The organism is Escherichia sp. MOD1-EC6162 (assembly GCF_002965125.1).
GTDB classification, from domain to species: Bacteria; Pseudomonadota; Gammaproteobacteria; order Enterobacterales; family Enterobacteriaceae; genus Escherichia; species Escherichia marmotae.
The window spans coordinates 93,683-119,358 of sequence record NZ_PTSB01000003.1; the positions used below are offsets into that span (position 1 = coordinate 93,683).

At 52.4% G+C, this 25,676-nt stretch carries 25 protein-coding genes, 1 pseudogene and 1 riboswitch; of the genes and pseudogenes, 13 read left to right on the top strand and 13 right to left on the bottom strand.

Going from position 1 to position 25,676, the window contains the following annotated elements; translation table 11 throughout:
* The first annotated feature begins 207 nt into the window (after positions 1-207).
* The 3 genes from ybiX (at position 208) to ybiJ (ending at position 1,749) form a co-directional block, all read left to right on the top strand.
* Complete coding sequence (ybiX, locus tag A9587_RS04210; RefSeq protein ID WP_001516044.1) at positions 208-885, top strand: PKHD-type hydroxylase YbiX; 678 nt, start codon at positions 208-210, stop codon at positions 883-885.
* A gap of 73 nt (positions 886-958) precedes the next feature.
* The gene (gene ybiI, locus A9587_RS04215) at positions 959-1,225 is read left to right on the top strand and encodes a C4-type zinc finger protein YbiI (RefSeq protein WP_000146371.1); all 267 of its coding nucleotides are present in this window, start codon (positions 959-961) and stop codon (positions 1,223-1,225) included.
* A 263-nt stretch (positions 1,226-1,488) separates the two neighbouring features.
* Positions 1,489-1,749, top strand: coding sequence for a DUF1471 family protein YbiJ (gene ybiJ, locus A9587_RS04220; protein ID WP_000849310.1), 261 nt, complete (start codon positions 1,489-1,491; stop codon positions 1,747-1,749).
* A gap of 222 nt (positions 1,750-1,971) precedes the next feature.
* Here ybiJ and A9587_RS04225 read toward each other — a convergent pair whose 3' ends face one another.
* From A9587_RS04225 to dinG, 3 genes are all read right to left on the bottom strand, one after another.
* Positions 1,972-3,045 carry a malate/lactate/ureidoglycolate dehydrogenase gene (locus tag A9587_RS04225; protein ID WP_000146184.1) on the bottom strand — a complete coding sequence of 358 codons (1,074 nt, stop codon included), beginning with the start codon at positions 3,043-3,045 and terminating at the stop codon, positions 1,972-1,974.
* A 140-nt stretch (positions 3,046-3,185) separates the two neighbouring features.
* The gene (gene ybiB, locus A9587_RS04230; RefSeq protein ID WP_105263406.1) at positions 3,186-4,154 is read right to left on the bottom strand and encodes a DNA-binding protein YbiB; all 969 of its coding nucleotides are present in this window, start codon (positions 4,152-4,154) and stop codon (positions 3,186-3,188) included.
* A 27-nt stretch (positions 4,155-4,181) separates the two neighbouring features.
* Positions 4,182-6,332, bottom strand: coding sequence for an ATP-dependent DNA helicase DinG (gene dinG, locus A9587_RS04235; protein WP_001218667.1), 2,151 nt, complete (start codon positions 6,330-6,332; stop codon positions 4,182-4,184).
* 119 nt (positions 6,333-6,451) lie between these two features.
* Here dinG and A9587_RS04245 point away from each other — a divergent pair, with 119 nt between their 5' ends.
* Positions 6,452-6,934: an NADAR family protein gene (locus A9587_RS04245; RefSeq protein WP_072274915.1), complete on the top strand. Its 483-nt coding sequence runs from the start codon at positions 6,452-6,454 to the stop codon at positions 6,932-6,934.
* A gap of 233 nt (positions 6,935-7,167) precedes the next feature.
* On the opposite strand, the gene rhlE is transcribed toward A9587_RS04245, so the two are convergent.
* Positions 7,168-8,532, bottom strand: coding sequence for an ATP-dependent RNA helicase RhlE (gene rhlE / locus A9587_RS04250; protein WP_000007078.1), 1,365 nt, complete (start codon positions 8,530-8,532; stop codon positions 7,168-7,170).
* A gap of 228 nt (positions 8,533-8,760) precedes the next feature.
* On the opposite strand from rhlE, the gene cecR reads away from it, so the two are divergent.
* From cecR to A9587_RS04275, 5 genes are read left to right on the top strand one after another with little or no spacing between them, the layout of a single operon-like run.
* Positions 8,761-9,432 carry a DNA-binding transcriptional regulator CecR gene (gene cecR / locus A9587_RS04255; protein ID WP_024191852.1) on the top strand — a complete coding sequence of 224 codons (672 nt, stop codon included), beginning with the start codon at positions 8,761-8,763 and terminating at the stop codon, positions 9,430-9,432.
* A 2-nt stretch (positions 9,433-9,434) separates the two neighbouring features.
* Complete coding sequence (gene hlyD / locus A9587_RS04260; protein ID WP_001516038.1) at positions 9,435-10,430, top strand: secretion protein HlyD; 996 nt, start codon at positions 9,435-9,437, stop codon at positions 10,428-10,430.
* A complete protein-coding gene (locus A9587_RS04265; protein WP_105263407.1) occupies positions 10,423-12,159 on the top strand; it encodes an ATP-binding cassette domain-containing protein in 1,737 nt (578 codons plus the stop codon). The genes hlyD and A9587_RS04265 overlap by 8 nt, the downstream gene beginning before the upstream one ends.
* Positions 12,152-13,285, top strand: coding sequence for an ABC transporter permease (locus A9587_RS04270; RefSeq protein ID WP_016248501.1), 1,134 nt, complete (start codon positions 12,152-12,154; stop codon positions 13,283-13,285). The genes A9587_RS04265 and A9587_RS04270 overlap by 8 nt, the downstream gene beginning before the upstream one ends.
* A gap of 10 nt (positions 13,286-13,295) precedes the next feature.
* On the top strand, positions 13,296-14,402 hold the full coding sequence (locus A9587_RS04275; protein ID WP_000469021.1) for an ABC transporter permease: 1,107 nt from the start codon (positions 13,296-13,298) through the stop codon (positions 14,400-14,402).
* Here the strand turns inward: A9587_RS04275 and A9587_RS04280 are convergent.
* Entirely contained in the window at positions 14,364-14,774 is a 411-nt protein-coding gene (locus tag A9587_RS04280) for a YbhQ family protein (protein WP_000871975.1), read from the bottom strand. The two genes, A9587_RS04275 and A9587_RS04280, sit on opposite strands and share 39 nt — an antisense overlap.
* A gap of 132 nt (positions 14,775-14,906) precedes the next feature.
* On the opposite strand from A9587_RS04280, the gene A9587_RS04285 reads away from it, so the two are divergent.
* The 3 genes from A9587_RS04285 to A9587_RS04295 are packed head-to-tail and all read left to right on the top strand — an operon-like array spanning position 14,907 to position 17,862.
* Positions 14,907-15,668, top strand: coding sequence for an endonuclease/exonuclease/phosphatase family protein (locus tag A9587_RS04285; protein WP_001516034.1), 762 nt, complete (start codon positions 14,907-14,909; stop codon positions 15,666-15,668).
* Positions 15,665-16,906, top strand: coding sequence for a cardiolipin synthase ClsB (gene clsB, locus A9587_RS04290; protein WP_000649633.1), 1,242 nt, complete (start codon positions 15,665-15,667; stop codon positions 16,904-16,906). The genes A9587_RS04285 and clsB overlap by 4 nt, the downstream gene beginning before the upstream one ends.
* Entirely contained in the window at positions 16,906-17,862 is a 957-nt protein-coding gene (locus A9587_RS04295) for a lysylphosphatidylglycerol synthase domain-containing protein (RefSeq protein ID WP_105263408.1), read from the top strand. The genes clsB and A9587_RS04295 overlap by 1 nt, the downstream gene beginning before the upstream one ends.
* A 211-nt stretch (positions 17,863-18,073) precedes the next feature.
* Here A9587_RS04295 and A9587_RS25630 read toward each other — a convergent pair.
* From A9587_RS25630 to moaA, 7 genes and pseudogenes are all read right to left on the bottom strand, one after another.
* Positions 18,074-18,190, bottom strand: a pseudogene (locus A9587_RS25630) (Bax inhibitor-1/YccA family protein); the annotation flags it as partial.
* Between the two features lie 214 nt (positions 18,191-18,404).
* A complete protein-coding gene (locus A9587_RS04305) occupies positions 18,405-19,109 on the bottom strand; it encodes a Bax inhibitor-1/YccA family protein (protein WP_000373618.1) in 705 nt (234 codons plus the stop codon).
* Between the two features lie 137 nt (positions 19,110-19,246).
* Positions 19,247-19,699: a molybdopterin synthase catalytic subunit MoaE gene (moaE, locus tag A9587_RS04310; protein WP_000852287.1), complete on the bottom strand. Its 453-nt coding sequence runs from the start codon at positions 19,697-19,699 to the stop codon at positions 19,247-19,249.
* A 1-nt stretch (position 19,700) separates the two neighbouring features.
* Positions 19,701-19,946 (bottom strand): molybdopterin synthase sulfur carrier subunit, encoded by a 246-nt coding sequence (gene moaD / locus A9587_RS04315; protein ID WP_001516032.1) that lies wholly within the window; start codon positions 19,944-19,946, stop codon positions 19,701-19,703.
* Positions 19,939-20,424: a cyclic pyranopterin monophosphate synthase MoaC gene (moaC, locus tag A9587_RS04320; RefSeq protein WP_000080885.1), complete on the bottom strand. Its 486-nt coding sequence runs from the start codon at positions 20,422-20,424 to the stop codon at positions 19,939-19,941. The genes moaD and moaC overlap by 8 nt, the downstream gene beginning before the upstream one ends.
* A gap of 2 nt (positions 20,425-20,426) precedes the next feature.
* On the bottom strand, positions 20,427-20,939 hold the full coding sequence (moaB, locus tag A9587_RS04325) for a molybdenum cofactor biosynthesis protein B (protein ID WP_001516030.1): 513 nt from the start codon (positions 20,937-20,939) through the stop codon (positions 20,427-20,429).
* A 21-nt stretch (positions 20,940-20,960) separates the two neighbouring features.
* Entirely contained in the window at positions 20,961-21,950 is a 990-nt protein-coding gene (moaA, locus tag A9587_RS04330; protein WP_010379654.1) for a GTP 3',8-cyclase MoaA, read from the bottom strand.
* Positions 21,938-22,082: riboswitch (molybdenum cofactor riboswitch) on the bottom strand. (Overlaps the previous gene by 13 nt.)
* Before the next feature lie 264 nt (positions 22,083-22,346).
* Here moaA and yvcK point away from each other — a divergent pair.
* Positions 22,347-23,255 carry a uridine diphosphate-N-acetylglucosamine-binding protein YvcK gene (gene yvcK, locus A9587_RS04335; protein ID WP_001246027.1) on the top strand — a complete coding sequence of 303 codons (909 nt, stop codon included), beginning with the start codon at positions 22,347-22,349 and terminating at the stop codon, positions 23,253-23,255.
* Between the two features lie 192 nt (positions 23,256-23,447).
* Here the strand turns inward: yvcK and uvrB are convergent, their stop codons facing one another.
* A complete protein-coding gene (uvrB, locus tag A9587_RS04340; protein WP_000042544.1) occupies positions 23,448-25,469 on the bottom strand; it encodes an excinuclease ABC subunit UvrB in 2,022 nt (673 codons plus the stop codon).
* Positions 25,470-25,676: the final 207 nt, after the last annotated feature.

Below are 25,676 nucleotides of genomic sequence, written 5' to 3' on the forward strand. Positions count from 1 at the left end.
ATATGGGGCGCAGGGCTTACTAAGATTGATGGCGAGAACAGGACTGCCTGATGCGCTGCGCTTATCAGGCCTACAAGGTTGTGCAACACGTTGAGTTCACATCATTTGGTAGGCCGGATAAGGCATTCACGCCGCATCCGGCATGAACAAAGCACCTGCTGTTAAAAATCGGTGTGGGGTGAAAGCCCCACTTTTTGGAGAACTTGTATGATGTACCACATTCCCGGCGTGTTATCGCCACAGGACGTCGCACGTCTTCGTGAACAACTGGAACAAGCCGAATGGATTGATGGTCGTGTCACCACTGGCGCGCAGGGCGCACAAGTTAAGAGCAATCAGCAAGTGGACACCCGCAGCGCGTTATATGCCGCATTGCAAACTGAGGTGCTTAACGCGGTTAACCAACATGCTCTGTTCTTTGCCGCTGCCTTGCCGCGTACCCTATCCACGCCGCTGTTTAATCGTTATCAGAACAATGAAACCTATGGTTTTCATGTGGATGGCGCAGTACGCAGTCATCCGCAAAACGGCTGGATGCGCACAGACCTTTCTGCGACGCTGTTTTTGAGCGATCCACAAAGCTATGAAGGCGGCGAACTGGTCGTCAATGACACCTTCGGGCAGCATCGGGTAAAACTCCCGGCAGGCGATCTGGTGTTGTATCCTTCGAGTAGCCTGCACAGCGTAACGCCCGTCACGCGCGGCGTGCGGATGGCCTCGTTTATGTGGATCCAGTCGATGATCCGCGATGATAAAAAGCGCGCCATGCTGTTCGATTTGGACAACAACATTCAGTCGCTGAAAAACCGCTTTGGTGAAGGTGAAGAAATCCTGTCGCTACTCAATCTTTATCACAATCTGCTGCGAGAATGGTCGGAGATATGACAATTGAACTGCCGGAGTTTGTCCCTATATTAGCTACACTTAATTGTACAAGCATTGATATGGGGAGGATGATATGGCATCCGGTTGGGCTAATGATGACGCCGTCAACGAACAGATCAACAGTACAATTGAAGATGCGGTTGCCCGCGCTCGGGATGAAATCCCGCGTGGTGAAAGCCTGTATGAATGTGAAGAGTGCGGTGCTCCCATCCCGCAGGCCCGTCGGGAAGCCATTCCTGGCGTGCGCTTATGCATCCACTGCCAGCAGGAGAAAGATTTACAAAAACATTCTTATACAGGATATAATCGCAGAGGATCGAAGGACAGCCAGTTACGTTAACTACAACTGGCATGGAGTACAGCAAGTATAATTTGCATTTTGCGTGGCATTCCGTGCCTTTAACGCAGCCGTAACTGACACGCGGTACAAAATTGAATCATAAGCACGACAAATAGATGAATTATCAGCATCTTAGATATCAATCAATTTATTTGAACAAGGCGGTCAATTCTCTTCGATTTTATCTCTCGTGAAAAAACGTGATACTCATCACATCGACGAAACAACGTCACTTAAACAAAATCACCTGCGAGAGATTAATTATGAAAACTATCAATACTGTTGTTGCTGCTATGGCTCTTTCAACTCTGTCATTTGGCGTGTTCGCGGCACAACCGGTAACGGCATCCCAGGCACAAAGCATGAATAAAATCGGCGTAGTTTCTGCCGATGGCGCATCCACCCTCGACGCGCTGGAAGCAAAACTGGCAGAAAAAGCTGCGGCGGCTGGTGCCAGTGGATACAGCATTACTTCTGCCACCAACAACAATAAATTAAGCGGAACTGCGGTTATCTATAAGTAATTCACAGGTCGGATAAGGTGTTTACGTCGCATCCGGCAACAAGTGCCTGATGCGACGCTACCGCGTCTTATCAGGCCTACAAAATCCGAACCGTTGACCGGCATCCGGCAAAAGAATTTCCCTGTCTGTTTACCGACAGACGCATGTGCTCTAACCCTCATTGATCCTATGTTACCCTTGTTTGCCCGTCCGTCACTGGACGGGCTTTTTTTCGCTGGCTGACTATTGGCAGAAAGTCTGCAACGTCGCTTCTGGTACACCAATTTGCCGCGCCGCGTCACAAATCGCCTGCCAGCTCCCGGCATCTAACGGGATCCCTAGCTCCTGCCGTTCACGGCGCATATTTACTTCCCATTCGCCTGGCAGCAAAATCGGCTTATCTTCATCATGCGGCGAAGCTTTCACCCACTCGGCAAAGGCTTCGGTCTGCTCTGCACAATCTGGCGCGCCGAACAATTCCGGGTTAACGATGATGGTGGTCATACAGTTAAGAATGGTATCGGGGCTGGTTTGTAACGTTTCCTGATGGGTCGTTTTGCCACCGGAAAGCGCACCACCAAGAATTTCGCACATCGCCGCCAGGGCATAACCTTTATGTTCGGCAAAGGTCAGCAGTGATCCCAACGGTGACTCCTGCATCACTGCCGGATTGGTCGTCGGCACGCCGTTAACATCAATCAGGCAGCCTGGCGGTACGGGCACACCTTTATGCCAGGCGACACGGGTTTTGCCAAATGCAATGGCGCTGGTGGCATAATCAAGCAACAGCGGGAAGTTATCCTTTCGTGGAAAGACCACGCAGAACGGATTGGTGCCGAAGCGACGATCGCGACCATGGAACGGTGCCACCATCGGAATCCCCACTACGCTCACAAAGTGAACAGAGACAAACCCCGCCGCTGCGCACTGTTCCGCCCAGTAACCGATACGCCCGATATGATGAGAGTTACGCAGTGCCACAGCAGCAATTCCGTGCTGACGCGCTTTTTCAATGCCAAGTGTCATGGCCTCGTACGCCGCCACCTGACCGAATGCACGATCACCATCAAGCGTGACCACTGCCCCCGCATCTTTGACAATTTTAGCGTGATGGTTGATTTGCAAAGAACCCAGTCGCCAGGACTGCACATAGCTCGGGATCATGCCAATCCCATGTGAATCATGCCCTGCCAGATTTGCCGCAATTAAATGATCTGCTACTAGTTTTGCTTCCTGTTCCTCGCTACCCATCTGACGAAACACAGTCAGAATAAAGTTGTGCAGCGTCCGGGCATGAAAGCGATGACCACTTGCCATAGTTAACTCCTGTTTATGTTATATGCCTGTTGCTTTTTTATGCTGCGCGCCGCACGCGGGAAGGTCAATAAATATGCTGCAATTTCATGTTGCTGTGGAGTAAAGGCCGGATGACGCTCATCATCCGGCAGGGGGAGAAATTAAAATGATTGCTTAACGCGCGCCAGGCCATCGCTAACGGATGCCACTTCGCCCGCCGCCACCAGGCAGCAAGCCATCTGGATTTTTAGTGATTTGGGAATCGGTTCGCTGCCTGCCAGACAACGCTCAATCCACTTCGCGGTGGTTTCCGGGTCTTTTGCTTCTGGCAGTATCAGTAGCTCACTGCCTGCATCGTCCTGTTTTTCATACAGCACCCGCGTTCCTTCGCGATCAATCAGATTGATTTGCGGACAGCGTTGCGGATTTGCATACACTTCGCCTTCGGTGCCGTGCATTAACAGCGCCCTCCCACCGATGTCGTTAAAGAATTTCGCCACCCGCCCGACATATTCCGGATGCGAAACACTGGAAAGACGCAGCGCATCACCTTCAGCAAATGGCGTCGCCAGTTTCGCCAGCGTATGCGCACTGTTACGCACGCCCATCCGCCAGCGCATCGCCAGTTGTTTTTCCAGCGGCGGGCAAAACGCGCCTACAGGCATAAACACAGGTTGATGTTCGTCGAGCTTCGCCTGCGCCTGGCCGCCGTGCAGCGTTGGCATAATCCCCATCAGTTCGAAAATGGTTTCGCTCAGCACGCGGGTCGGATCTTCGCTAACACCGTGAACCACTACTGGAAAACCGAGTTTGTGCAGCAGGATCGCCAGCAATGGCGTCAGGTTGGCCTGTTTCCGTGCACCGTTGTAACTGGGAATAACAACAGGAATCGGCTTGCCAACAGGGGGCGTCAACTTGATGGTGTGATTTTGCATGGCTTCGTAAAAGCCGAGCATCTCTGCTTCCCCTTCCCCTTTGATACGCAGCGCCATCAATACGCCGCCCAACTCAAGGTCAGGTACTTCACCGTTGAGCATATGGGCATACAGGCCGCGCGCCGTATCCTGGTCTAAATCGCGCGCATGGTTTTTGCCGCGCCCGATCTCTTTGATGATTTTGCGATAGTCCATTTATGACTCCTTACCTGACTCACATCATTAACGCCGCCGACGGCGTGGGGATTTTGCTTTTTCTTTCTTTTTAACTATACCTTCAGGGACTTCTGGTTGCTCAATCGGAAACACCGGTAAGGCATCAAGTAACCGCTTGCCGTAGTTTTTGGTTAACAAGCGTTTATCATAAATCACCACTTCACCCCAGCAACTGTGGCTTCGAATCAGACGCCCAACTTGCTGAATCAGGTTAAACGAGGCGCTCGGCAGGCTTTGTACCTCAAAGGGATAACGATTAAGACTTTTTAGCCATTCTCCTTCGGTGATCACCACCGGGCTGTCGATGGGGGGAAAGGCGATTTTATGAATATGCACCTGACTTAGCAGGTCACCTTTCAGATCAAGGCCTTCGGCAAAAGACTGTAAACCTACCAATACACTGCGCTCACCGTTAGCAACGCGTTTACGATGCAGTTCAACTAAGCGGTAGCGAGGCTGATCGCCCTGCACCAGCAACATCAGACGTAAATCCGTCACATAGTCGAGAAATCGCTGCATCGCCCGCCCGCTGGCAAACAACACCAACATGCCGAGATGTTTTTTGCTCTCTACCTGCTCACGGAAAAAGGCCGCCATTTCGGCAATATGCTGCTCTTCGTTGTCAATGGACGGTTCATAACGCATCTGCGGAATGACAATTTTGCCCTGTTCGCAGTGGTTGAAGGGGGAATCCAGCGCCACAAAGCGATCGCCCGCTTTCTCTTTCAACCCACTCATCTCCTGCAAACGCGAAAAACTGTTCAGCGAACGCAAGGTTGCAGAAGTGATAATAATGTGCGGAATACTGCGCCACAGCAGCCTTTCGAGTTGATCGCTGACGCGGATCCCCACACAGTGAAACCAGAGATGTAGCTGCCCGTCGCGTTCTTCCCGCGTCGCCCATTTGGTTACCGGCGCACCAGAAGATTGCGCCAGAGACGCCAGCCGCCAGAGTTTGCTCTGCGCCTCAAACATCCCCAGCGCGCGGTTCATCTGCAAAATCAGTCGATGCAAACGCACAATGTCATGGCTACCGGTTTTCTCACTTAAATCATTGAGGAATAACTCAGCCAGACCACGCAGCATCTCGGTCAGTTTTGCCAGCCGCTGGCAGATCTCCAGTACTTCATCCGGCAATTCGCCCATCGCAAAACGGTGCTCTGCCTCTTGCCCGGCAGGCATATAGAGATTGAGGATGTTGTTTAAAGAGGCGATAAGCTCATATAACTCTTCACAATGCGCATTCAACCGTTCAGGGATCGCCAGCGGTGGAATGGTCTTCGGGCGAAACTGCTCCATGCAGGTGGCGACCAGTTTTGTGAACAGATCCAGTTGTAGCCGATACCAGGGTGCAGTAATTTCCGCGCTCATTTCCAGCGCATCCCGCGCCACGTCCGGCAGGTGATGACCTTCATCCAGCACCAGCAGCAAATTTTTCGGTTCTGGCAATACCGCTTCGCTTTCCATCGCCGCCATCACCAGCGCATGGTTTGCCACTACCACTTCCGCTTCCTGAATTTCCCGGCGGGCAACAAAAAACGGACATTCGCGGTAGTAATAACAGTTACGGTTGAGGCAACTGGCTTTGTCGGTACTCAGACGACGCCAGAGATCGTCATCAATGGCGATATCAGTGTGATCGCGCAGGCCATCCCATTTATAAGTATCGAGATCGCCCTTCAGCTTTGCACAACGTTTTTGTTCTTCCTGATTGTTCGGTGTCAGTTCATCGTCGAGAAACGCGAGCAGATCCTGTTGTGTGGGTTCGGTACTGGCGAGCGCCGTCAGGTTACGCGGGCAAACGTAGCGCCCACGCCCGAAAGCGGCGGTGAATTTTAGATCGGGAATGATCTTTTTCAGCAGCGGCAAATCTTTGCTGTAGATCTGATCCTGCAACGCCACGTTAGCGGTACTCACCACCAGCGTTTTTTGCTCTTCGCGGGCAATGGCGATGCCGGGGATCAAATAGGAGAGCGTTTTCCCAACGCCGGTGGGGGCTTCAATCGCCAGATGCCGCCCTTCTTCTCCGGCCAGTGTTTTGGCGACATCCGCAATCATCTGCCGCTGCGGCGCACGGGGAATAAAGTCGGGGATCTGTTCCTGAAGCGCCTTATACCAGGCGGCAATTTGCGCTTTAAGCGCGGCGGTTAATGCCATGAGAAAACCTGAAATACTGTATAAACAGCCAATATTGTGGCATTTTTCAGTTTTCAGGGGTAATGATTTTTCTGTTTCTGGAAAGTGGCTCGCAATAACCGCCAGGATAATACGGTCTAATTCCTGTTCGACAACAAAGGATTCAACACGTCATGCAAGACACCATCATAAATTTCTACAGCACCAGTGACGACTACGGGGATTTTTCTAACTTTGCCGCCTGGGCCATCAAGATTGACGGCAAAACCTGGCCCACCTCAGAACACTATTTTCAGGCACAAAAGTTCCTTGATGAAAAATACCACGAAGAGATCCGCCGGATTTCCTCACCCATGATCGCCGCGCGTATGGGGCGTGACCGTTCTAAGCCCCTGCGTAAAAACTGGGAGTCGATAAAAGAAGAGGTGATGCGCAAAGCGCTTCGCGCTAAATTCGAACAACACGCAGAACTGCGCGCGCTCCTGCTGGCAACCGCGTCAGCGAAACTGGTTGAGCATACGAAAAATGATGCTTACTGGGGAGATGGCGGTAATGGTCAGGGCAAGAATCGCCTGGGCTACCTTTTAATGGAGCTGCGCGAACAATTGGCTGCGGAGAAGTAACGCATCGGGTGGCTTGTGGGCGGTAAAACAGAGAAATCTTTTTGCCGCGCTTGCAAATTGCTGACTAGCGCTTGTAGTGATATGCCGGATGCGGCGCGAACGCCTTATCCGGCCTACAAGTTGTTAAAATTCAATATATTGTAGGAACCACGTAGGCCTGATAAGCGTAGCGCATCAGGCAGTTTTGCGTTTGTCATCAGTCTCAGATGCCGGGCATTACCCGGCATAAAAGATTACTGAGCTGCGGCAGGTTTACGCGGACGGCGGCGACGTTGTTGCTCGCCTGCCGGTTTGGCATCACCAAGACGACGAGACGGTTTTGCTGCAGGCTTCGCGTTACCAGCCTTCGCACCGCTTTCTGCGCGACGCGGTTGCTGTTGACTACGACCACCGCTCTGCCCACGACCGCCGCCGCTGCGTTGCTGGCGACCGTTCTGGATCGGTTCGGCTTTAATTGACGGATCCGGCTCATAGCCCGGAACAGCGATACGCGGGATCTCTTTTTTCAGCAGTTTTTCGATATCGCGCAACAGTTTGTGCTCATCAACACACACCAGCGATAACGCTTCGCCGGTGGCTGCGGCACGACCGGTACGCCCGATGCGGTGCACGTAATCTTCCGGTACGTTTGGCAGCTCATAGTTGACGACGTGTGGCAACTCTTCGATATCCAGGCCACGCGCGGCGATATCGGTCGCCACCAGCACACGAATATCACCCGATTTAAAATCGGCCAACGCACGAGTACGCGCACCTTGCGATTTATTACCGTGGATCGCCGCACTGCGGATGCCATCTTTATTTAGCTGTTCTGCCAGATGGTTGGCACCATGTTTGGTACGTGTAAACACCAGCACCTGCTGCCAGTTACCTTTACCAATCATGTGCGACAGTAATTCCCGTTTGCGTTTCTTATCAACAAAATGAACGTGCTGGGTCACTTGCTCAGAGGCGGTATTACGGCGCGCCACTTCGATTTCCAGCGGGTTATGCAGCAGTTTTTCTGCCAGCGCTTTAATCTCGTCAGAGAAAGTCGCGGAGAACAGCAGGTTCTGGCGTTTCGCGGGCAGCTTTGTTAACACACGGCGAATATCGTGGATAAAGCCCATATCGAGCATACGGTCAGCTTCATCAAGGACGAGGATTTCTATCTGATCCAGTTTCACCGCATTCTGGTGTTCCAGGTCCAGCAGACGCCCGGGCGTTGCCACCAGCACATCAACACCGCCGCGCAGTTTCATCATCTGCGGGTTAATGCTGACGCCGCCAAACACCACCAGCGAACGAATGTTCAGGTATTTGCTGTAATCACGGACGTTTTCGCCAATCTGCGCCGCCAGTTCACGGGTCGGGGTGAGGATCAACGCACGAACCGGACGACGCCCTTTGGCGTGCGGCTCACGGGAAATCAGGTGTTGCAGTAGCGGCAGCGTAAAGCCCGCTGTTTTACCCGTGCCGGTCTGGGCACTGGCCATCAGATCACGGCCTTCCAGTACTGCGGGGATCGCCTGCTGCTGAATAGGGGTGGGTTCACGGTAACCTTGCTCGGCAACGGCGCGCAGGATATCAGGGCTTAAACCCAAAGAATCGAAAGACATAACTACTCCGAACCGCCCCGACCGTTACCGGTGTAGTTTTCAGGGAGATACTGAAAAGGAAAATGACAAAAACCACAATGTCATGAGGGAGCGGAGTGTAGCAGTTTTTGTGACGCAGCGCATAAATTATCCCTGTGACTGGCGTTGCTAAAATTTTTAGCCATACTGGACAACGCTAAAAATGAGTCATAATCTTAATCAATCATTTGATTAAGAATGGGCTGTGCGATGAATAGTCCTGCCATGACAACCAAAGGTGAACAGGCCAAAAAACAGCTAATTGCTGCGGCACTGGCACAGTTTGGTGAGTATGGAATGAACGCCACCACCCGCGATATCGCCGCCCAGGCCGGGCAGAATATCGCAGCCATCACCTATTACTTCGGTTCGAAAGAAGATTTATACCTCGCCTGCGCCCAGTGGATTGCCGATTTTATTGGCGAGCAGTTCCGTCCGCACGCCGAGGAAGCCGAACGCTTGTTCGCACAACCACAGCCGGATCGCGCCGCTATCCGCGAACTGATCCTTCGCGCTTGCAGGAACATGATTCAACTGCTCACCCAGGATGATACCGTCAACCTCAGCAAGTTTATCTCCCGTGAGCAGCTCTCTCCCACGGCGGCCTACCATCTGGTGCATGAACAGGTGATTAGTCCGCTACACAGCCACCTTACGCGCCTGATTGCCGCCTGGACCGGCTGTGACGCCAACGATACCCGCATGATCCTCCATACTCATGCGCTGATTGGCGAGATTCTGGCGTTTCGTCTCGGCAAAGAAACGATTCTGTTACGTACCGGCTGGACCGCGTTCGATGAAGAAAAGACCGAACTGATTAACCAGACGGTAACCTGTCATATCGACCTGATTTTGCAAGGATTATCGCAAAGGAGTTTGTAGTGATGAAAAAACCTGTCGTGATTGGACTGGCGGTAGTGGTACTTGCCGCCGTGGTTGCCGGAGGCTACTGGTGGTATCAAAGCCGCCAGGATAACGGCCTGACGCTGTATGGCAACGTGGATATTCGCACTGTTAATCTTAGCTTCCGTGTCGGTGGTCGCGTTGAATCTCTGGCGGTAGACGAAGGTGATGCCATCAAAGCGGGTCAGGTGCTGGGCGAACTGGATCACAAGCCGTATGAGATTGCGCTGATGCAGGCGAAAGCAGGCGTTTCGGTGGCGCAGGCACAATATGATCTGATGCTTGCCGGTTATCGCGATGAAGAAATCGCCCAGGCTGCCGCTGCCGTAAAACAGGCGCAGGCCGCTTACGACTATGCGCAGAATTTCTATGCTCGTCAGCAAGGATTGTGGAAAAGCCGCACTATTTCGGCAAACGACCTGGAAAATGCCCGCTCCTCGCGCGACCAGGCCCAGGCAACGCTGAAATCAGCACAGGATAAATTGCGTCAGTACCGTTCCGGTAACCGTGAACAGGACATCGCCCAGGCGAAAGCCAGCCTGGAACAGGCGCAGGCGCAACTGGCGCAGGCGGAGCTGAATTTACAGGACTCAACGTTGGTAGCCCCCTCTGATGGCACGCTGTTAACCCGCGCGGTAGAGCCTGGCACAGTGCTCAATGAAGGTGGCACGGTGTTTACCGTTTCACTAACGCGTCCGGTGTGGGTGCGTGCCTATGTCGATGAGCGCAATCTCGACCAGGCCCAGCCAGGCCGCAAAGTGCTGCTCTATACCGATGGTCGCCCGGACAAGCCGTATCACGGGCAGATTGGTTTCGTTTCGCCAACCGCTGAATTTACCCCGAAAACCGTCGAAACGCCGGATCTGCGCACCGACCTTGTCTATCGCCTGCGGATTGTGGTGACCGACGCCGATGATGCGTTACGCCAGGGAATGCCAGTAACGGTGCAATTCGGTGACGAGGCAGGACATGAATGATGCCGTTATCACGCTAAACGGCCTGGAAAAACGCTTTCCGGGTATGGACAAGCCCGCCGTCGCACCGCTCAACTGTACCATTCATGCCGGTTATGTTACGGGGCTGGTGGGGCCGGATGGCGCGGGTAAAACCACGTTGATGCGGATGCTGGCCGGGTTACTGAAACCCGACAACGGCAGTGCTACGGTCATTGGCTTTGATCCGATCAAAAACGACGCTGCGTTACACGCGGTGCTCGGCTATATGCCGCAGAAATTCGGTCTGTATGAAGATCTCACGGTGATGGAGAATCTTAATCTGTACGCGGATTTGCGCAGCGTAACCGGTGAAGCGCGAAAACAGACGTTTGCTCGCCTGCTGGAGTTTACTTCTCTTGGCCCATTTACCGGACGCCTGGCGGGTAAGCTCTCTGGCGGGATGAAACAAAAACTCGGGCTGGCCTGTACCCTGGTGGGCGAGCCGAAAGTGTTGCTGCTCGATGAACCTGGCGTCGGCGTAGACCCCATCTCACGGCGCGAGCTGTGGCAGATGGTGCACGAACTGGCAGGCGAAGGGATGCTGATCCTCTGGAGTACCTCATATCTCGATGAAGCCGAACAGTGCCGTGACGTATTGCTGATGAACGAAGGTGAGTTGCTGTATCAGGGAGAACCGAAGGCTCTGACGCAAACCATGGCCGGACGTAGCTTTCTGATGACCAGCCCGCACGAAAGCAACCGCAAACTGCTGCAACGAACGCTGAAACTGCCGCAGGTCAGCGACGGGATGATTCAGGGAAAATCAGTACGTCTGATCCTCAAAAAAGAGGCCACACCAGACGATATTCGCCGCGCCGACGGAATGCCGGAAATCAACATCAACGAAACCACACCTCGCTTTGAAGATGCGTTTATTGATTTGCTGGGCGGTGCCGGAACCTCAGAATCACCGCTGGGCGCAATATTGCATACGGTAGAAGGCTCACCGGACGAGACGGTGATCGAAGCGAAAGAGCTGACCAAGAAGTTTGGCGATTTTGCCGCCACCGATCACGTCAATTTTGCCGTCAAACGCGGTGAAATCTTTGGTTTGCTGGGGCCAAACGGTGCGGGGAAATCCACCACCTTTAAGATGATGTGCGGCTTGCTGGTGCCGACCTCCGGTCAGGCGCTGGTGCTGGGAATGGATCTGAAAGAGAGTTCCGGTAAAGCGCGCCAGCATCTCGGCTATATGGCGCAAAAATTTTCGCTGTATGGCAACCTGACAGTCGAACAGAATTTACGCTTTTTCTCCGGCGTGTATGGCTTACGCGGTCGGGAGCAGACTGAAAAAATCACCCGTATGAGCGAGGCGTTCGGCCTGAAAAGCATTGCCTCACATGCTACCGATGAACTGCCATTAGGTTTTAAACAGCGGCTGGCGCTGGCCTGCTCGTTGATGCATGAACCGGATATTCTGTTTCTCGATGAACCCACTTCCGGCGTCGATCCCCTCACCCGCCGCGAGTTTTGGCTACATATCAACAGCATGGTAGAGAAAGGTGTCACGGTGATGGTCACCACCCACTTTATGGATGAAGCGGAATATTGCGACCGCATCGGACTGGTGTATCGCGGGAAACTGATTGCCAGCGGCACGCCGGACGATTTGAAAGCGCAATCGGCCAACGATGAGCAACCCGACCCCACGATGGAGCAAGCCTTTATTCAGTTGATCCACGACTGGGATAAGGAGCATGGCAATGAGTAATCCGATCCTGTCCTGGCGTCGCGTGCGAGCGCTGTGCGTTAAAGAGACGCGGCAGATCATTCGCGATCCGAGTAGCTGGCTGATCGCGGTGGTGATCCCGCTGTTGCTACTGTTTATTTTTGGCTACGGCATTAACCTCGACTCCAGCAAGCTGAGGGTCGGAATATTGCTTGAACAGCGTAGCGAAGCGGCGCTGGATTTCACCCACACCATGACAGGCTCACCTTATATCGACGCCACTATCAGCGATAATCGTCAGGAATTAATCGCCAAAATGCAGGCGGGGAAAATTCGTGGTCTGGTGGTGATTCCGGTGGATTTCGCGGAACAGATGGAGCGTGCCAACGCCACCGCGCCAATTCAGGTGATTACCGACGGCAGCGAGCCAAATACCGCCAACTTTGTGCAGGGTTATGTCGAAGGGATCTGGCAGATCTGGCAAATGCAGCGAGCGGAAGACAACGGGCAGACTTTTGAGCCGCTTATTGATGTCCAGACTCGCTACTGGTTTAACCCGGCGGCGATTAGCCAGCACTTTATTATTCCCGGTGCTGTAACCATTATCATGACGGTGATCGGCGCGATCCTCACCTCGCTGGTGGTGGCGCGGGAGTGGGAACGCGGCACTATGGAGGCTTTGCTCTCTACGGAGATTACCCGCACGGAACTGCTGCTGTGTAAGCTGCTCCCCTATTACGTCCTCGGCATGCTGGCAATGCTGCTGTGTATGCTGGTGTCGGTATTTATTCTCGGTGTGCCATATCGCGGTTCGCTGCTGATTCTGTTTTTTATCTCCAGCCTGTTTTTACTCAGTACGCTGGGGATGGGGCTGCTGATTTCAACGATTACCCGCAACCAGTTCAACGCCGCACAAGTCGCACTGAACGCCGCGTTCTTGCCGTCGATTATGCTCTCTGGCTTTATTTTTCAGATCGACAGTATGCCTGCGGTGATCCGCGCGGTGACGTACATTATTCCCGCACGTTATTTCGTCAGCACCCTGCAAAGCCTGTTTCTCGCCGGGAATATTCCGGTAGTGCTGGTCGTGAATGTGCTGTTTTTGATCGCTTCGGCGGTGATGTTTATCGGTCTGACGTGGCTGAAAACCAAACGTCGACTGGATTAGGGAGAAGAGCATGTTTCATCGCTTATGGACGTTAATTCGCAAAGAGTTGCAGTCGCTGCTGCGCGAACCGCAGACGCGCGCGATTCTGATTTTACCCGTGCTGATTCAGGTGATCCTGTTCCCGTTCGCCGCCACGCTGGAAGTAACCAACGCCACCATCGCCATTTACGACGAAGATAACGGCGCACATTCGGTAGAACTGACCCAACGTTTTGCCCGCGCCAGCGCCTTTACCCATGTGTTGCTGCTGAAAAGTCCACAGGAGATCCGCCCGACCATCGACACGCAAAAGGCGTTATTGCTGGTGCGCTTCCCGCCTGATTTCTCGCGCAAACTGGATACCTTCCAGACCGCGCCGTTGCAATTAATTCTCGACGGACGTAACTCCAACAGTGCGCAAATCGCTGCTAACTACCTGCAACAAATCGTCAAAAACTATCAGCAGGAGCTGCTGGAAGGAAAGCCGAAGCCAAACAACAGCGAGCTGGTGGTGCGCAACTGGTATAACCCGAACCTCGACTACAAATGGTTCGTGGTGCCATCACTGATCGCCATGATCACCACTATCGGCGTAATGATCGTCACTTCGCTTTCTGTTGCCCGCGAACGTGAACAGGGAACGCTCGATCAGTTGCTGGTTTCGCCCCTCACCACCTGGCAGATATTTATTGGTAAAGCCGTCCCTGCGTTAATTGTCGCCACGTTCCAGGCCACCATTGTGCTGGCGATTGGTATCTGGGCGTATCAAATCCCCTTCGCTGGTTCGCTGGCGCTGTTCTACTTTACGATGGTGATTTACGGTTTATCGCTGGTGGGCTTCGGTCTGTTGATTTCATCACTTTGTTCAACGCAACAGCAGGCGTTTATCGGCGTATTTGTCTTTATGATGCCTGCAATCCTGCTTTCCGGTTACGTTTCGCCGGTGGAGAACATGCCAGTATGGCTGCAAAACCTGACGTGGATTAACCCTATCCGCCACTTTACAGACATTACCAAGCAGATCTATTTGAAGGATGCGAGTCTGGATATTGTGTGGAATAGTTTGTGGCCGTTACTGGTGATAACGGCCACAACAGGATCAGCGGCGTACGCGATGTTTAGACGCAAGGTGATGTAACTTTTTATCTTTCGCCAGTAGCGACACTACCGCCGGGCCGGCAAGGATCGCCAGCCCTGCAATTGCCAGCAAATAGTTATTTTCCAGCACGCGGGACAACAGCCACAGCACAATCAGCGCCGCGCCAAAATACCAGGTGGTGGTCAACTCTTCCAGCACATCTGCTACCTCGCGCCAGCGTTGCTCAGGATGACGCTGTAACACCAGCATCATCACTACTGTTACACAATACAGCACGCATAACCCTACGCCGACATGAACCAGCGTCTTACTCATCCAGCCCATAACCAGCAGCGCCACTACCAGTAAATGCAACATAATCTGCCAGCAACTTAGGCCAGTTGCGACACGAACGCGTTGTTGCCACTTCATGGCTTCTCTCCTGAAGAATTTATCTCTACTAATTCAGAGTACCGAACTTTACGGAAAATTCCGTAAGACCGCACCTTTTTGTGACGCCGACTACACTATTTCAATGAGATAAGAGGCAAAAACAGGAAAATTATGCCCGACCAAACACAACATTTTTCGTTCAAGGTGCTCACCATCAATATTCACAAAGGCTTTACAGCATTTAACCGACGCTTCATTTTGCCGGAACTTCGCGACGCCGTGCGTGCCGTCAGCGCCGATATCGTCTGCCTGCAGGAAGTGATGGGGGCGCACGAAGTCCATCCACTGCATGTGAAGAACTGGCCCGATACTTCGCACTACGAGTTTCTTGCCGACACCATGTGGAGTGATTTTGCCTACGGACGTAATGCTGTATACCCGGAAGGGCATCACGGGAACGCGGTGCTGTCACGCTATCCCATTGAACATTATGAGAATCGCGATGTTTCGGTCGATGGCGCGGAAAAGCGCGGCGTGCTTTATTGCCGCATTGTTCCGCCAGTCACGGGGAAAGCGATTCATGTGATGTGCGTGCATCTCGGCTTGCGGGAGGCGCACCGTCAGGCGCAGCTTGCGATGCTTGCTGAATGGGTGAATCAACTACCGAACGGCGAACCAGTATTAGTCGCGGGAGATTTCAACGACTGGCGGCAAAAAGCCAATCATCCCTTAAAAGTACTGGCTGGGCTGGATGAGATATTTACCCGCGCCCACGGACGCCCGGCGCGAACATTTCCGGTGCAATTTCCCGTTCTTCGTCTGGACAGGATTTACGTCAAAAACGCCAGTGCCAGTGCGCCCACAGCGCTGCCGCTGCGGACCTGGCGACATCTTTCTGACCATGCCCCTTTGAGTGTGGAGATCCATCTATGAAATGTGGTTGGCGCGAAGGGAACAAGATTCAGTTACTGGAAAACGGCGAGCAATATTACCCTGCTGTGTTTAAAGCGATTAACGAAGCAGAGCAACGCATCATCCTTGAGACATTTATCTGGTTTGAAGATGACGTCGGCAAACAGCTACATGCGGCGCTGCTGGCAGCGGCGCAACGTGGGGTTAAAGCGGAAGTCTTGCTGGATGGCTATGGTTCGCCAGATCTCAGCGATGAATTTGTCAGCGAACTGACCGCGGCTGGCGTGGTATTTCGTTATTACGATCCTCGTCCTCGCCTGTTCGGTATGCGCACGAATGTGTTCCGCCGGATGCATCGCAAAATTGTGGTCATCGATACACGAATCGCCTTTATCGGCGGGATAAATTACTCCGCCGAGCATATGTCCAGCTACGGCCCACAGGCCAAACAGGATTACGCGGTGCGGCTGGAAGGGCCGATTGTTGAAGATATTCTGCAGTTTGAGCTGGAAAACTTGCCTGGGCAGAGCGCGGCACGCCGCTGGTGGCGACGTCACCATAAAGCGGAAGAAAACCGCCAACCGGGGGAAGCGCAGGTATTGCTGGTCTGGCGCGATAACGAAGAACATCGCAGCGATATCGAGCGCCACTATTTGAAAATGCTCACTCAGGCGCGGCGGGAAGTGATTATCGCCAACGCCTACTTCTTTCCCGGCTATCGATTTTTACACGCCTTACGTAAAGCGGCACGGCGCGGGGTGCGGATCAAACTGATTATTCAGGGTGAACCAGATATGCCGATTGTCAGGGTTGGCGCGCGTTTGCTCTATAACTATCTGGTTAAAGGCGGCGTTCAAGTGTTTGAGTATCGCCGCCGCCCGCTCCACGGCAAAGTGGCGTTAATGGATGATCACTGGGCGACGGTAGGCTCCAGTAATCTCGATCCGCTCAGTTTGTCGCTGAATCTCGAAGCTAACGTCATCATCTACGATCGTAATTTTAACCAGACGCTACGCGACAATCTTAATGGCATCATCGCCGCCGATTGTCGGCAGGTAGATGAAAGTATGCTGCCAAAACGCACCTGGTGGAATCTGACTAAAAGCGTGCTGGCATTCCACTTTTTGCGCCACTTCCCGGCGCTGGTGGGCTGGCTTCCGGCGCATACGCCGCGTCTGGCACAGGTTGAGCCGCCCGCGCAACCGGCAATGGAAACGCAGGATCGGGTAGAAACAGAAAATACGGGGGTAAAGCCCTGATGAGTAAATCCCATCCTCGCTGGCGCTTAGCAAAGAAGATCCTTACCTGGCTATTTTTTATCGCGGTGATTGTGTTGCTGGTGGTCTACGCCAAAAAAGTGGACTGGGAAGAGGTCTGGAAGGTCATCCGCGACTATAACCGCGTTGTGCTATTGAGTGCGGTCGGGCTGGTGGTCGTCAGTTATCTGATTTACGGCTGCTATGACCTGCTCGCCCGTTTCTACTGCGGTCACAAACTGGCGAAGCGCCAGGTGATGCTGGTGTCATTTATCTGCTATGCCTTCAACCTGACGCTCAGTACCTGGGTCGGCGGGATTGGGATGCGTTATCGCCTTTATTCGCGTCTGGGATTACCGGGCGGCACCATCACACGCATTTTCTCGCTGAGTATTACCACCAACTGGCTGGGCTATATTTTATTAGCCGGGATTATTTTTACCGCAGGCGTGGTGGAGTTACCGGATCACTGGTATGTCGATCAAACCACGCTGCGTATTCTCGGCATTGGCTTACTGATGATTATCGCGGTTTATTTATGGTTTTGCGCTTTCGCGAAGCACCGCCATATGACCATCAAAGGGCAAAAGCTGGTGCTGCCTTCATGGAAATTCGCCCTCGCTCAGATGCTGATTTCCAGCGTTAACTGGATGGTGATGGGGGCAATTATCTGGCTGTTACTTGACCAAAGCCTGAATTATTTCTTTGTCTTAGGCGTGTTACTGGTTAGTAGTATTGCTGGTGTCATCGTGCATATTCCGGCGGGGATTGGCGTGCTGGAAGCGGTGTTTATCGCGCTACTGGCAGGAGAGAATACATCCAAAGGCACAATTATCGCCGCCCTACTCGCTTACCGTGTGCTGTATTACTTTATCCCGCTGCTGCTGGCGCTGATCTGTTACCTGTTGCTGGAAAGCCAGGCGAAGAAGCTACGGGCGAAAAATGAAGCGGCGATGTGAAGTTCGGTTAAGTTCTTTTGGTTTGTGCAGATTGTTAGCAACGTGCTATTTGTTCATGGCGGATGCGGCGTAAACGCCTTATCCGCCCTACAAAACCGGGCTAAATTAATAGATTACAATTCCACTCTGTGCCTGCTAAGCGTAGCGCATCGGGCTCATTGCGTTTCCTCACAATTTTACCCAAGAAAGAAATTTACCTATTTTTCTATGACTAATGAAAAAACCGCGTATGCCTTTGCCAAACAAGTGTTATAGCTATTGCTGCAAGAATCCCGAAGAAGCCGATAAAATAATAATAGAGAGTTAACGCCCCTATAAAAGCGCAACGACAATCACCACCAAAGAGATTAAAAAAAGATACATTACACCTGCAATGGCAGCATTTATCTTATTGATATCTTTACTTAAGCCATATATACAAAAAATTATATTTATGGATGCGCCCCCATGTCATGGGCGCATTTTATAACAGGCTTTTATTCATTGTCGTTTTAATTAGAAAAAATCCCGACGCCAGGCCGGGATTTGGAGGGGAAACGGAATTAACGGCGGTTGCCAAAAATCCGCAGCAACATCAGGAACAGGTTGATGAAGTCGAGATACAACGTTAATGCACCAAGAATTGAATATTTGCGCAGGTTCGACGTGTCGCGGGTATCAATCTGCTCACCCATATTTTTCAGTTTCTGGGTGTCATAGGCGGTCAGGCCGACAAAGACAATCACTCCGATATAGGTCACCACCCACATCAACGCCTCGCTTTTCAGCCAGAAGTTCACCAGCGAGGCGATGACAATGCCGATTAACGCCATAAACAGCATATTGCCGAAGCCGCTTAAATCGCGCTTCGTGGTGTAGCCGTACAGACTCATCGCACCGAACATTCCGGCGGTAACAACGAAAGTACTGGCGATAGAGGCGGCGGTGTAGACAATGAAAATGCTGGAAAGCGTCAGACCTGTCAGCGCCGAATAAAGCATAAAGAGCATGGTTGTCACACCCGCGCTGAGCTTTTGAATCATCGCTGATAACACAATTACCAGAGCTAATTGCGCTATTACCAGACCAATTAAAAAGATGCGGTTGGTGAAAAGCAGCTCCATCACGGCGGCGGAGTTAGCAGCATACCAGGCAACAAACGCGGTCAACAACAGGCCAACGGTCATCCAGCCATAGACCTGTGCCATATAGGTTTGCAGGCCAGTCCTGGCTTGTACGATTGAATCAGAACGTGGGAATCTGTCCATGAAGATCTCCTGAAGATATAAGGAATATCTAAAGGATACTGCAAATGATGAGGGTGTGCATCGCCGCAGCGTAAACGTATGTCCGGTACGGTGAAATTGCCGGATGCAGCTCTATGCCTTATCCGGCCAACAAAAAACTACCAGCGTTTTGCTGCCTGCTGATCGCTCTCCCGCGCTTCGACCCAGCGGTCACCTTCCGGCGTAGCTTCGCGCTTCCAGAACGGTGCGCGGGTTTTGAGATAATCCATAATAAACTGCCCGGCCTCAAACGCACTACTGCGATGCGCACTGGTAACGCCGACAAAAACGATTTCATCACCCGGCCATAATTCGCCAATACGATGAATCACCGTGACTCGCCCCAGCGGCCAGCGGTTACGCGCTTCATCAACGATTTCCGCCAGTGCTTTTTCAGTCATTCCCGGATAGTGTTCGAGGGTTAATGCTTTTACGCTGTCACCCAGGTTATGGTTACGCACCTTACCGGTAAAGGTGACCACCGCACCGTCTTCATCACGCTCAGCCAGCCACGGATACTCTTCCCCTACGCTGAACGGCTGCGGTCCGACAACAATTTTGGTTTCAGCCATCTTAGCCTCCGGTTACCGGCGGGAAGAAAGCCACTTCGTCGCCGTCAGTTAGCGGATGGTCGAAACTCACCAGCGTCTGGTTGACGGCAGCCAGTAATTTGCCATCTTCCAGCGCCAGCGCCCAACGATCGCTCTGCGCTGCCAGGTGCTGGCGTAACGCTTCAACGGTTGGAAAATCCGCGGCAACGTCGGTTGCATCGGTCCCCACCAGCTCGCGCACCTGGGCGAAAAAAAGAACTTTAATCATCCGCTTCCACCTTAAAGTCACCCGACTTGCCGCCGCTCTTCGCCAGCAGGCGTACCGGACCAATCACCATATCTTTTTGCACGGCTTTACACATATCGTAAATGGTCAGCGCCGCCACCGAGGCCGCGGTTAACGCTTCCATTTCGACGCCGGTTTTCCCGGTCAGGCGGCATAAGGTTTCTATACGTACCCGATTGTGTTCCGGCTCTGCCTGCAAATTGACTTCAACTTTACTGAGCATTAGCGGGTGACACAGTGGGATCAGATCCCATGTACGTTTTGCCGCCTGAATACCGGCAATCCGCGCGGTGGCAAATACGTCGCCTTTGTGGTGACGACCATCGATGATCATCGCCAGCGTCTCGCTGCGCATGGTGACAAAGGCTTCCGCCCGTGCTTCACGTACAGTTTCCGCTTTGGCGGAGACATCCACCATGTGCGCTTCGCCAGCGGCGTTGATATGAGTCAGTTGCGACATACTTATTTCTTCAAATGTGGATGGAAATTGCATGGACGTGTACGGGCATCCAGTTGCGGCGCGATGATATTTTCCCATGCGGTGCGGCACGCTTTGGTCGAACCCGGCATAGCGAAAATCAGTGTCTTGTTAGCAACGCCCGCTATCGCACGAGATTGCAACGTTGCGGTGCCAATCTCTTCGAATGACAACATACGGAATACTTCACCGAAGCCTTCGACTTCACGATCGAACAGCGGCAGCAACGCTTCTGGTGCCTGATCGCCTTCCGTCAGTCCGGTGCCGCCAGTAATCAGCACCACTTGCACATCGTCGCTGGCGATCCACGCAGATACCTGCGCGCGGATGGCGTAGCGGTTTTCTTTAACAATCGCTTTATCGACAATGTGATGGCCCGCTTCCTGCGCCGAATCGCGCAGATAATGACCGGAGGTATCGTCTTCTTCACCGCGACGATTAGAAACCGTAAGAATAGCAATACGGGTCGGGATAAATTCAGTGCTTACCTGACTCATCTGATCTCTCCTTTTGACGTTTTAGCCGCCAATGTACGATAAGTTTTGCGTAATACCGGTGTTATTTTGATGCAGGAAATGGGTCTGTTTTTTCTCCCGCAGCGCCGCTGAAATACGTACTTCCAGCGCCTGTTGCTGGGCATCATCTTCCAGCAGATCGCGCAGGTTAACGCCGCCTTCACCAAACAGGCAGAGATGGAGTTTACCAATGGAGGAGACGCGCAGACGGTTGCAGGTGGCGCAGAAATCTTTTTCATACGGCATGATAAGGCCGATTTCTCCGGCGTAATCCGGATGACAAAAGACTTGCGCGGGGCCGTCGCTGCGTTGACGAAGTTGATGGATCCAGCCGCGACGCAGCAGTTCGTCACGCAGAATCTGACCAGAGATATGGTGCTTACGGAAAAGTTCGCTACCCTCGCCCGTTTCCATCAGTTCGATGAAACGTAACTGGATGGGGCGATGCTGGATCCAGTTCAGAAAGGTGTCGAGCTGGTGATGATTGACATCGCGCATCAGCACGGTATTGACTTTGACCTTCTCAAACCCGGCTTCAAATGCGGCATCAATCCCCGCCATCACCTGGTTGAATTTATCCTGACCGGTAATAGCATAAAACTGGCGAGCGTCGAGGCTATCGACACTGACGTTAATCCCCGTCAGTCCGGCATCGCGCCAGTTCGCCACGTCGCGTTCCAGGCGGTAACCATTGGTGGTGACCGCAATCTGACGAATAGCGTCGTTTTCCCGCACGGCTGCGATGATATCGGTAAAGTCGCGGCGTAAAGACGGTTCACCGCCTGTCAGACGTACTTTTTCGGTGCCCAAACTGGCGAAGGCGCGAGTAACCCGGCGAATTTCATCGACGGTCAGAAAGCCTTTATTGGTGACGCCGCTCGGCTTATAGCCATCCGGCAGGCAGTAGGTGCAACGAAAGTTACACACATCGGTAATCGACAGGCGCAAGTAATAAAACTTACGCGCAAATGCATCAGTCAGTTGTGAAGCCATGTACACCTTTCCAGATACGGGAGGCGAAGTCATTTCTTCCTTCGCCCTGGTGGCAATCTTTATGAGCATTGTCACGGCCAAAGCACCATATCAGTTGACCCAGGTGCAGAGGCTAGAGTGTTTAGTGGTTATGTCGATACTAGCGTGTAAATGAGATTTTTACCATTCACACTTTCCGCTATGTAATCATATATATAGCGTCATGATCGTGCTATTTCGCTACAGAATAAGGGAATATGACGGTTTTACTTTGATATACATCATCAGGGATGCACAGCGAACCTCGTCCTTTAGAGGTAGAAGAAAATATTTGTATCCTCAATATTGGCAGGTTAATTGCCGTTTCCCTGTCAGTTGCGCTACTGTAGCGCGGATAATCTGACTTCAGGAATCTATATGCGCAATCGTACGCTGGCTGACCTTGATCGTGTTGTTGCACTCGGCGGAGGGCATGGATTAGGACGCGTTCTTTCATCACTTTCATCTTTAGGCTCTCGTTTAACGGGCATTGTCACCACCACCGATAATGGCGGTTCAACAGGCCGTATTCGCCGCTCAGAAGGCGGCATTGCCTGGGGCGACATGCGCAACTGCCTCAACCAACTGATAACGGAACCGAGCGTCGCCTCCGCGATGTTTGAATACCGTTTTGGCGGCAATGGCGAGCTTTCCGGTCATAATCTCGGAAACTTGATGTTAAAGGCGCTGGATCACCTTAGCGTGCGGCCTCTGGAAGCCATCAATTTAATTCGTAATCTGTTGAAAGTGGACGCGCAATTAATTCCGATGTCAGAGCATCCCGTTGATCTGATGGCCATTGACGATCAGGGGCATGAAGTTTATGGCGAGGTCAATATCGACCAGTTAACTACGCCAATTCAGGAATTGCTCTTAACCCCGAATGTGCCCGCAACGCGTGAAGCGGTTCATGCTATCAATGACGCAGATCTGATCCTTATCGGACCTGGCAGTTTTTATACCAGCCTGATGCCAATTCTGCTGCTTAAGGAAATGGCACAGGCATTACGCCGCACGCCAGCGCCGATGGTTTATATCGGCAATCTGGGGCGTGAATTGAGCCTGCCTGCGGCGAATCTGAAGCTGGAAAATAAGCTGGCGATTATGGAACAGTATGTCGGGAAGAAAGTGATTGATGCCGTAGTCGTTGGGCCGAAAGTGGATGTTTCTGCGGTCAGCGACAGAATAGTGATTCAGGACGTACTGGAGGCCAGCGATATCCCCTATCGCCATGACCGCCAGTTGTTACATAACGCACTGGAAAAGGCGTTACAGGCATTGGGTTAACGGGAAGCCGGAAGAGAATTCCGGATTCATATTGCTGACAAAGTGCACGTTATCCATGCCGGATGCGGCCTACAAGCCGCGCAAATTCAATATATTGCAGAGATCATGTAGGCCTGATAAGCGTAGCGCATCAGGCAATTTTGCGTTCTCATTAGCCTCAAACCAGAAGAACATTCCTGCTTCTTCATCTCGTCACGACGCGGCAATAAACAGCTCACGCAACTGATGCAACTGGTCACGGATTTGCGCCGCCTCTTCGAATTCGAGGTTTTGCGCATGTTTCATCATCTGCCCTTCCAGCTCATGGATTTTCTGCTGCAACGCTTTTGGCGACATATCCATCGGCACATTATCCGGCTCAACAATCGGGCGCGATTTCCCTCTGCCCTTCGCTTTGGTTTTGGCAATGTTCTGCCCCAGCGCCAGGATATCGACCACTTTTTTATTAAGACCTTGTGGCGTAATACCATGCTCTTCGTTGTACCGCTGTTGTTTCTCACGACGACGTTCCGTTTCGCCAATCGCTTTCGCCATCGACGGGGTTATCTTATCACCGTAGAGAATCGCTTTGCCGTTGATGTTACGCGCCGCACGGCCAATGGTCTGGATCAGCGAACGTTCTGAACGCAGGAACCCTTCTTTGTCAGCATCGAGGATCGCCACCAATGAGACCTCCGGCATATCCAGACCTTCACGCAGTAAGTTGATCCCCACCAGTACGTCGAACTCGCCCAGACGCAAGTCGCGGATAATCTCCATACGCTCAACGGTATCAATGTCGGAGTGAAGATAACGCACGCGCTCACCGTGTTCTTCCAGATATTCCGTTAGATCTTCCGCCATTCGCTTGGTCAACGTCGTCACCAGAACGCGTTCGTTAATTGCCGCACGCAGGCGAATCTCCGAAAGAAGATCATCGACCTGGGTCGCTACCGGACGCACTTCGATAATCGGATCGAGCAAGCCAGTCGGACGCACCACCTGATCCACCACGTCACCACCGGATTTCTCCAGTTCGTAATTACCTGGCGTCGCAGAAACATAAATCGTTTGTGGAGCCAGCGCTTCAAACTCCTCAAATTTCAGCGGACGGTTATCCAGCGCCGATGGCAATCGGAAACCATACTCCACCAGAGTCTCTTTACGCGCCCTGTCACCGCGATACATTCCGCCAATTTGTGGAATGGTGACGTGAGATTCATCGACCACCAGCAGACCATCGGCAGGCAGGTAATCAAATAACGTCGGCGGTGGTTCGCCAGGTCCACGCCCGGAGAGAAAGCGCGAATAGTTTTCAATCCCCGAACAGTAGCCCAGCTCATTCATCATCTCCAGATCAAACTGGGTTCGTTGAGTCAGACGCTGCTCTTCCAAAAGTTTATTGTTTTCCAGCAGCACTTTGCGTCGGTCCGCCAGTTCTGTTTTGATCTCTTCCATCGCCTGCACAATGCGTTCACGCGGCGTAACATAGTGCGTTTTCGGGTAGATGGTAAAACGTGGGACTGTTGAAACGATTTGCCCGGTTAATGGATCAAACAACGACAATCGTTCAACTTCTTCATCAAACAGCTCCACGCGTAGCGCAATGTCGTCGGACTCCGCCGGGAAAATGTCGATCACTTCACCACGCACGCGGAAGGTCCCGCGCTGGAATGCCTGGTCATTGCGGGTATATTGCAACTCCGCCAGGCGACGCAGGATCGCACGTTGGTCGATAATCATGCCGACCGTGAGGTGCAGCATCATTTTGAGATATAAATCAGGATCACCCAGACCATAAATAGCGGAAACTGACGCAACAACAATAACATCCCGCCGCTCCAGCAACGCTTTGGTTGCTGAAAGACGCATCTGTTCAATATGTTCGTTTACCGAGGCATCTTTCTCAATAAACGTATCAGAGCTTGGTACGTAGGCTTCCGGCTGATAGTAGTCGTAGTAGGAGACGAAGTATTCCACCGCGTTTTCCGGGAAGAATTCTTTCATCTCACCATAAAGTTGCGCTGCCAGCGTTTTGTTGGGTGCCAGCACCATCGTTGGGCGTTGCAGATCAGCAATGACATTAGCAATGGTGAAGGTTTTCCCCGACCCCGTCACACCGAGCAGAGTCTGGTGCGCGAGGCCATCCTCCAGCCCCTCTTTGAGGCGGCGAATCGCCTCCGGCTGATCGCCAGAAGGTTTGAACGCGGAATTCAGTTTGAATGGTTTACTCATGAGTCGCTACCTGAAGGAGTGGGCGGGCAGGTGTGTAATTTTACTCGTCATGATTAATAATGCCAACAAATAACACTGGATAAAAAAACAGGCTCACACCACAATATCTCTGTTACGCCGTAAACTAAGGTGTCAACCGTAGGCAAAATTGACGCAGTGACGAGATAAAACGCCAGTGTTGCAGGGTTATCCCCAGAGCAATGGCTT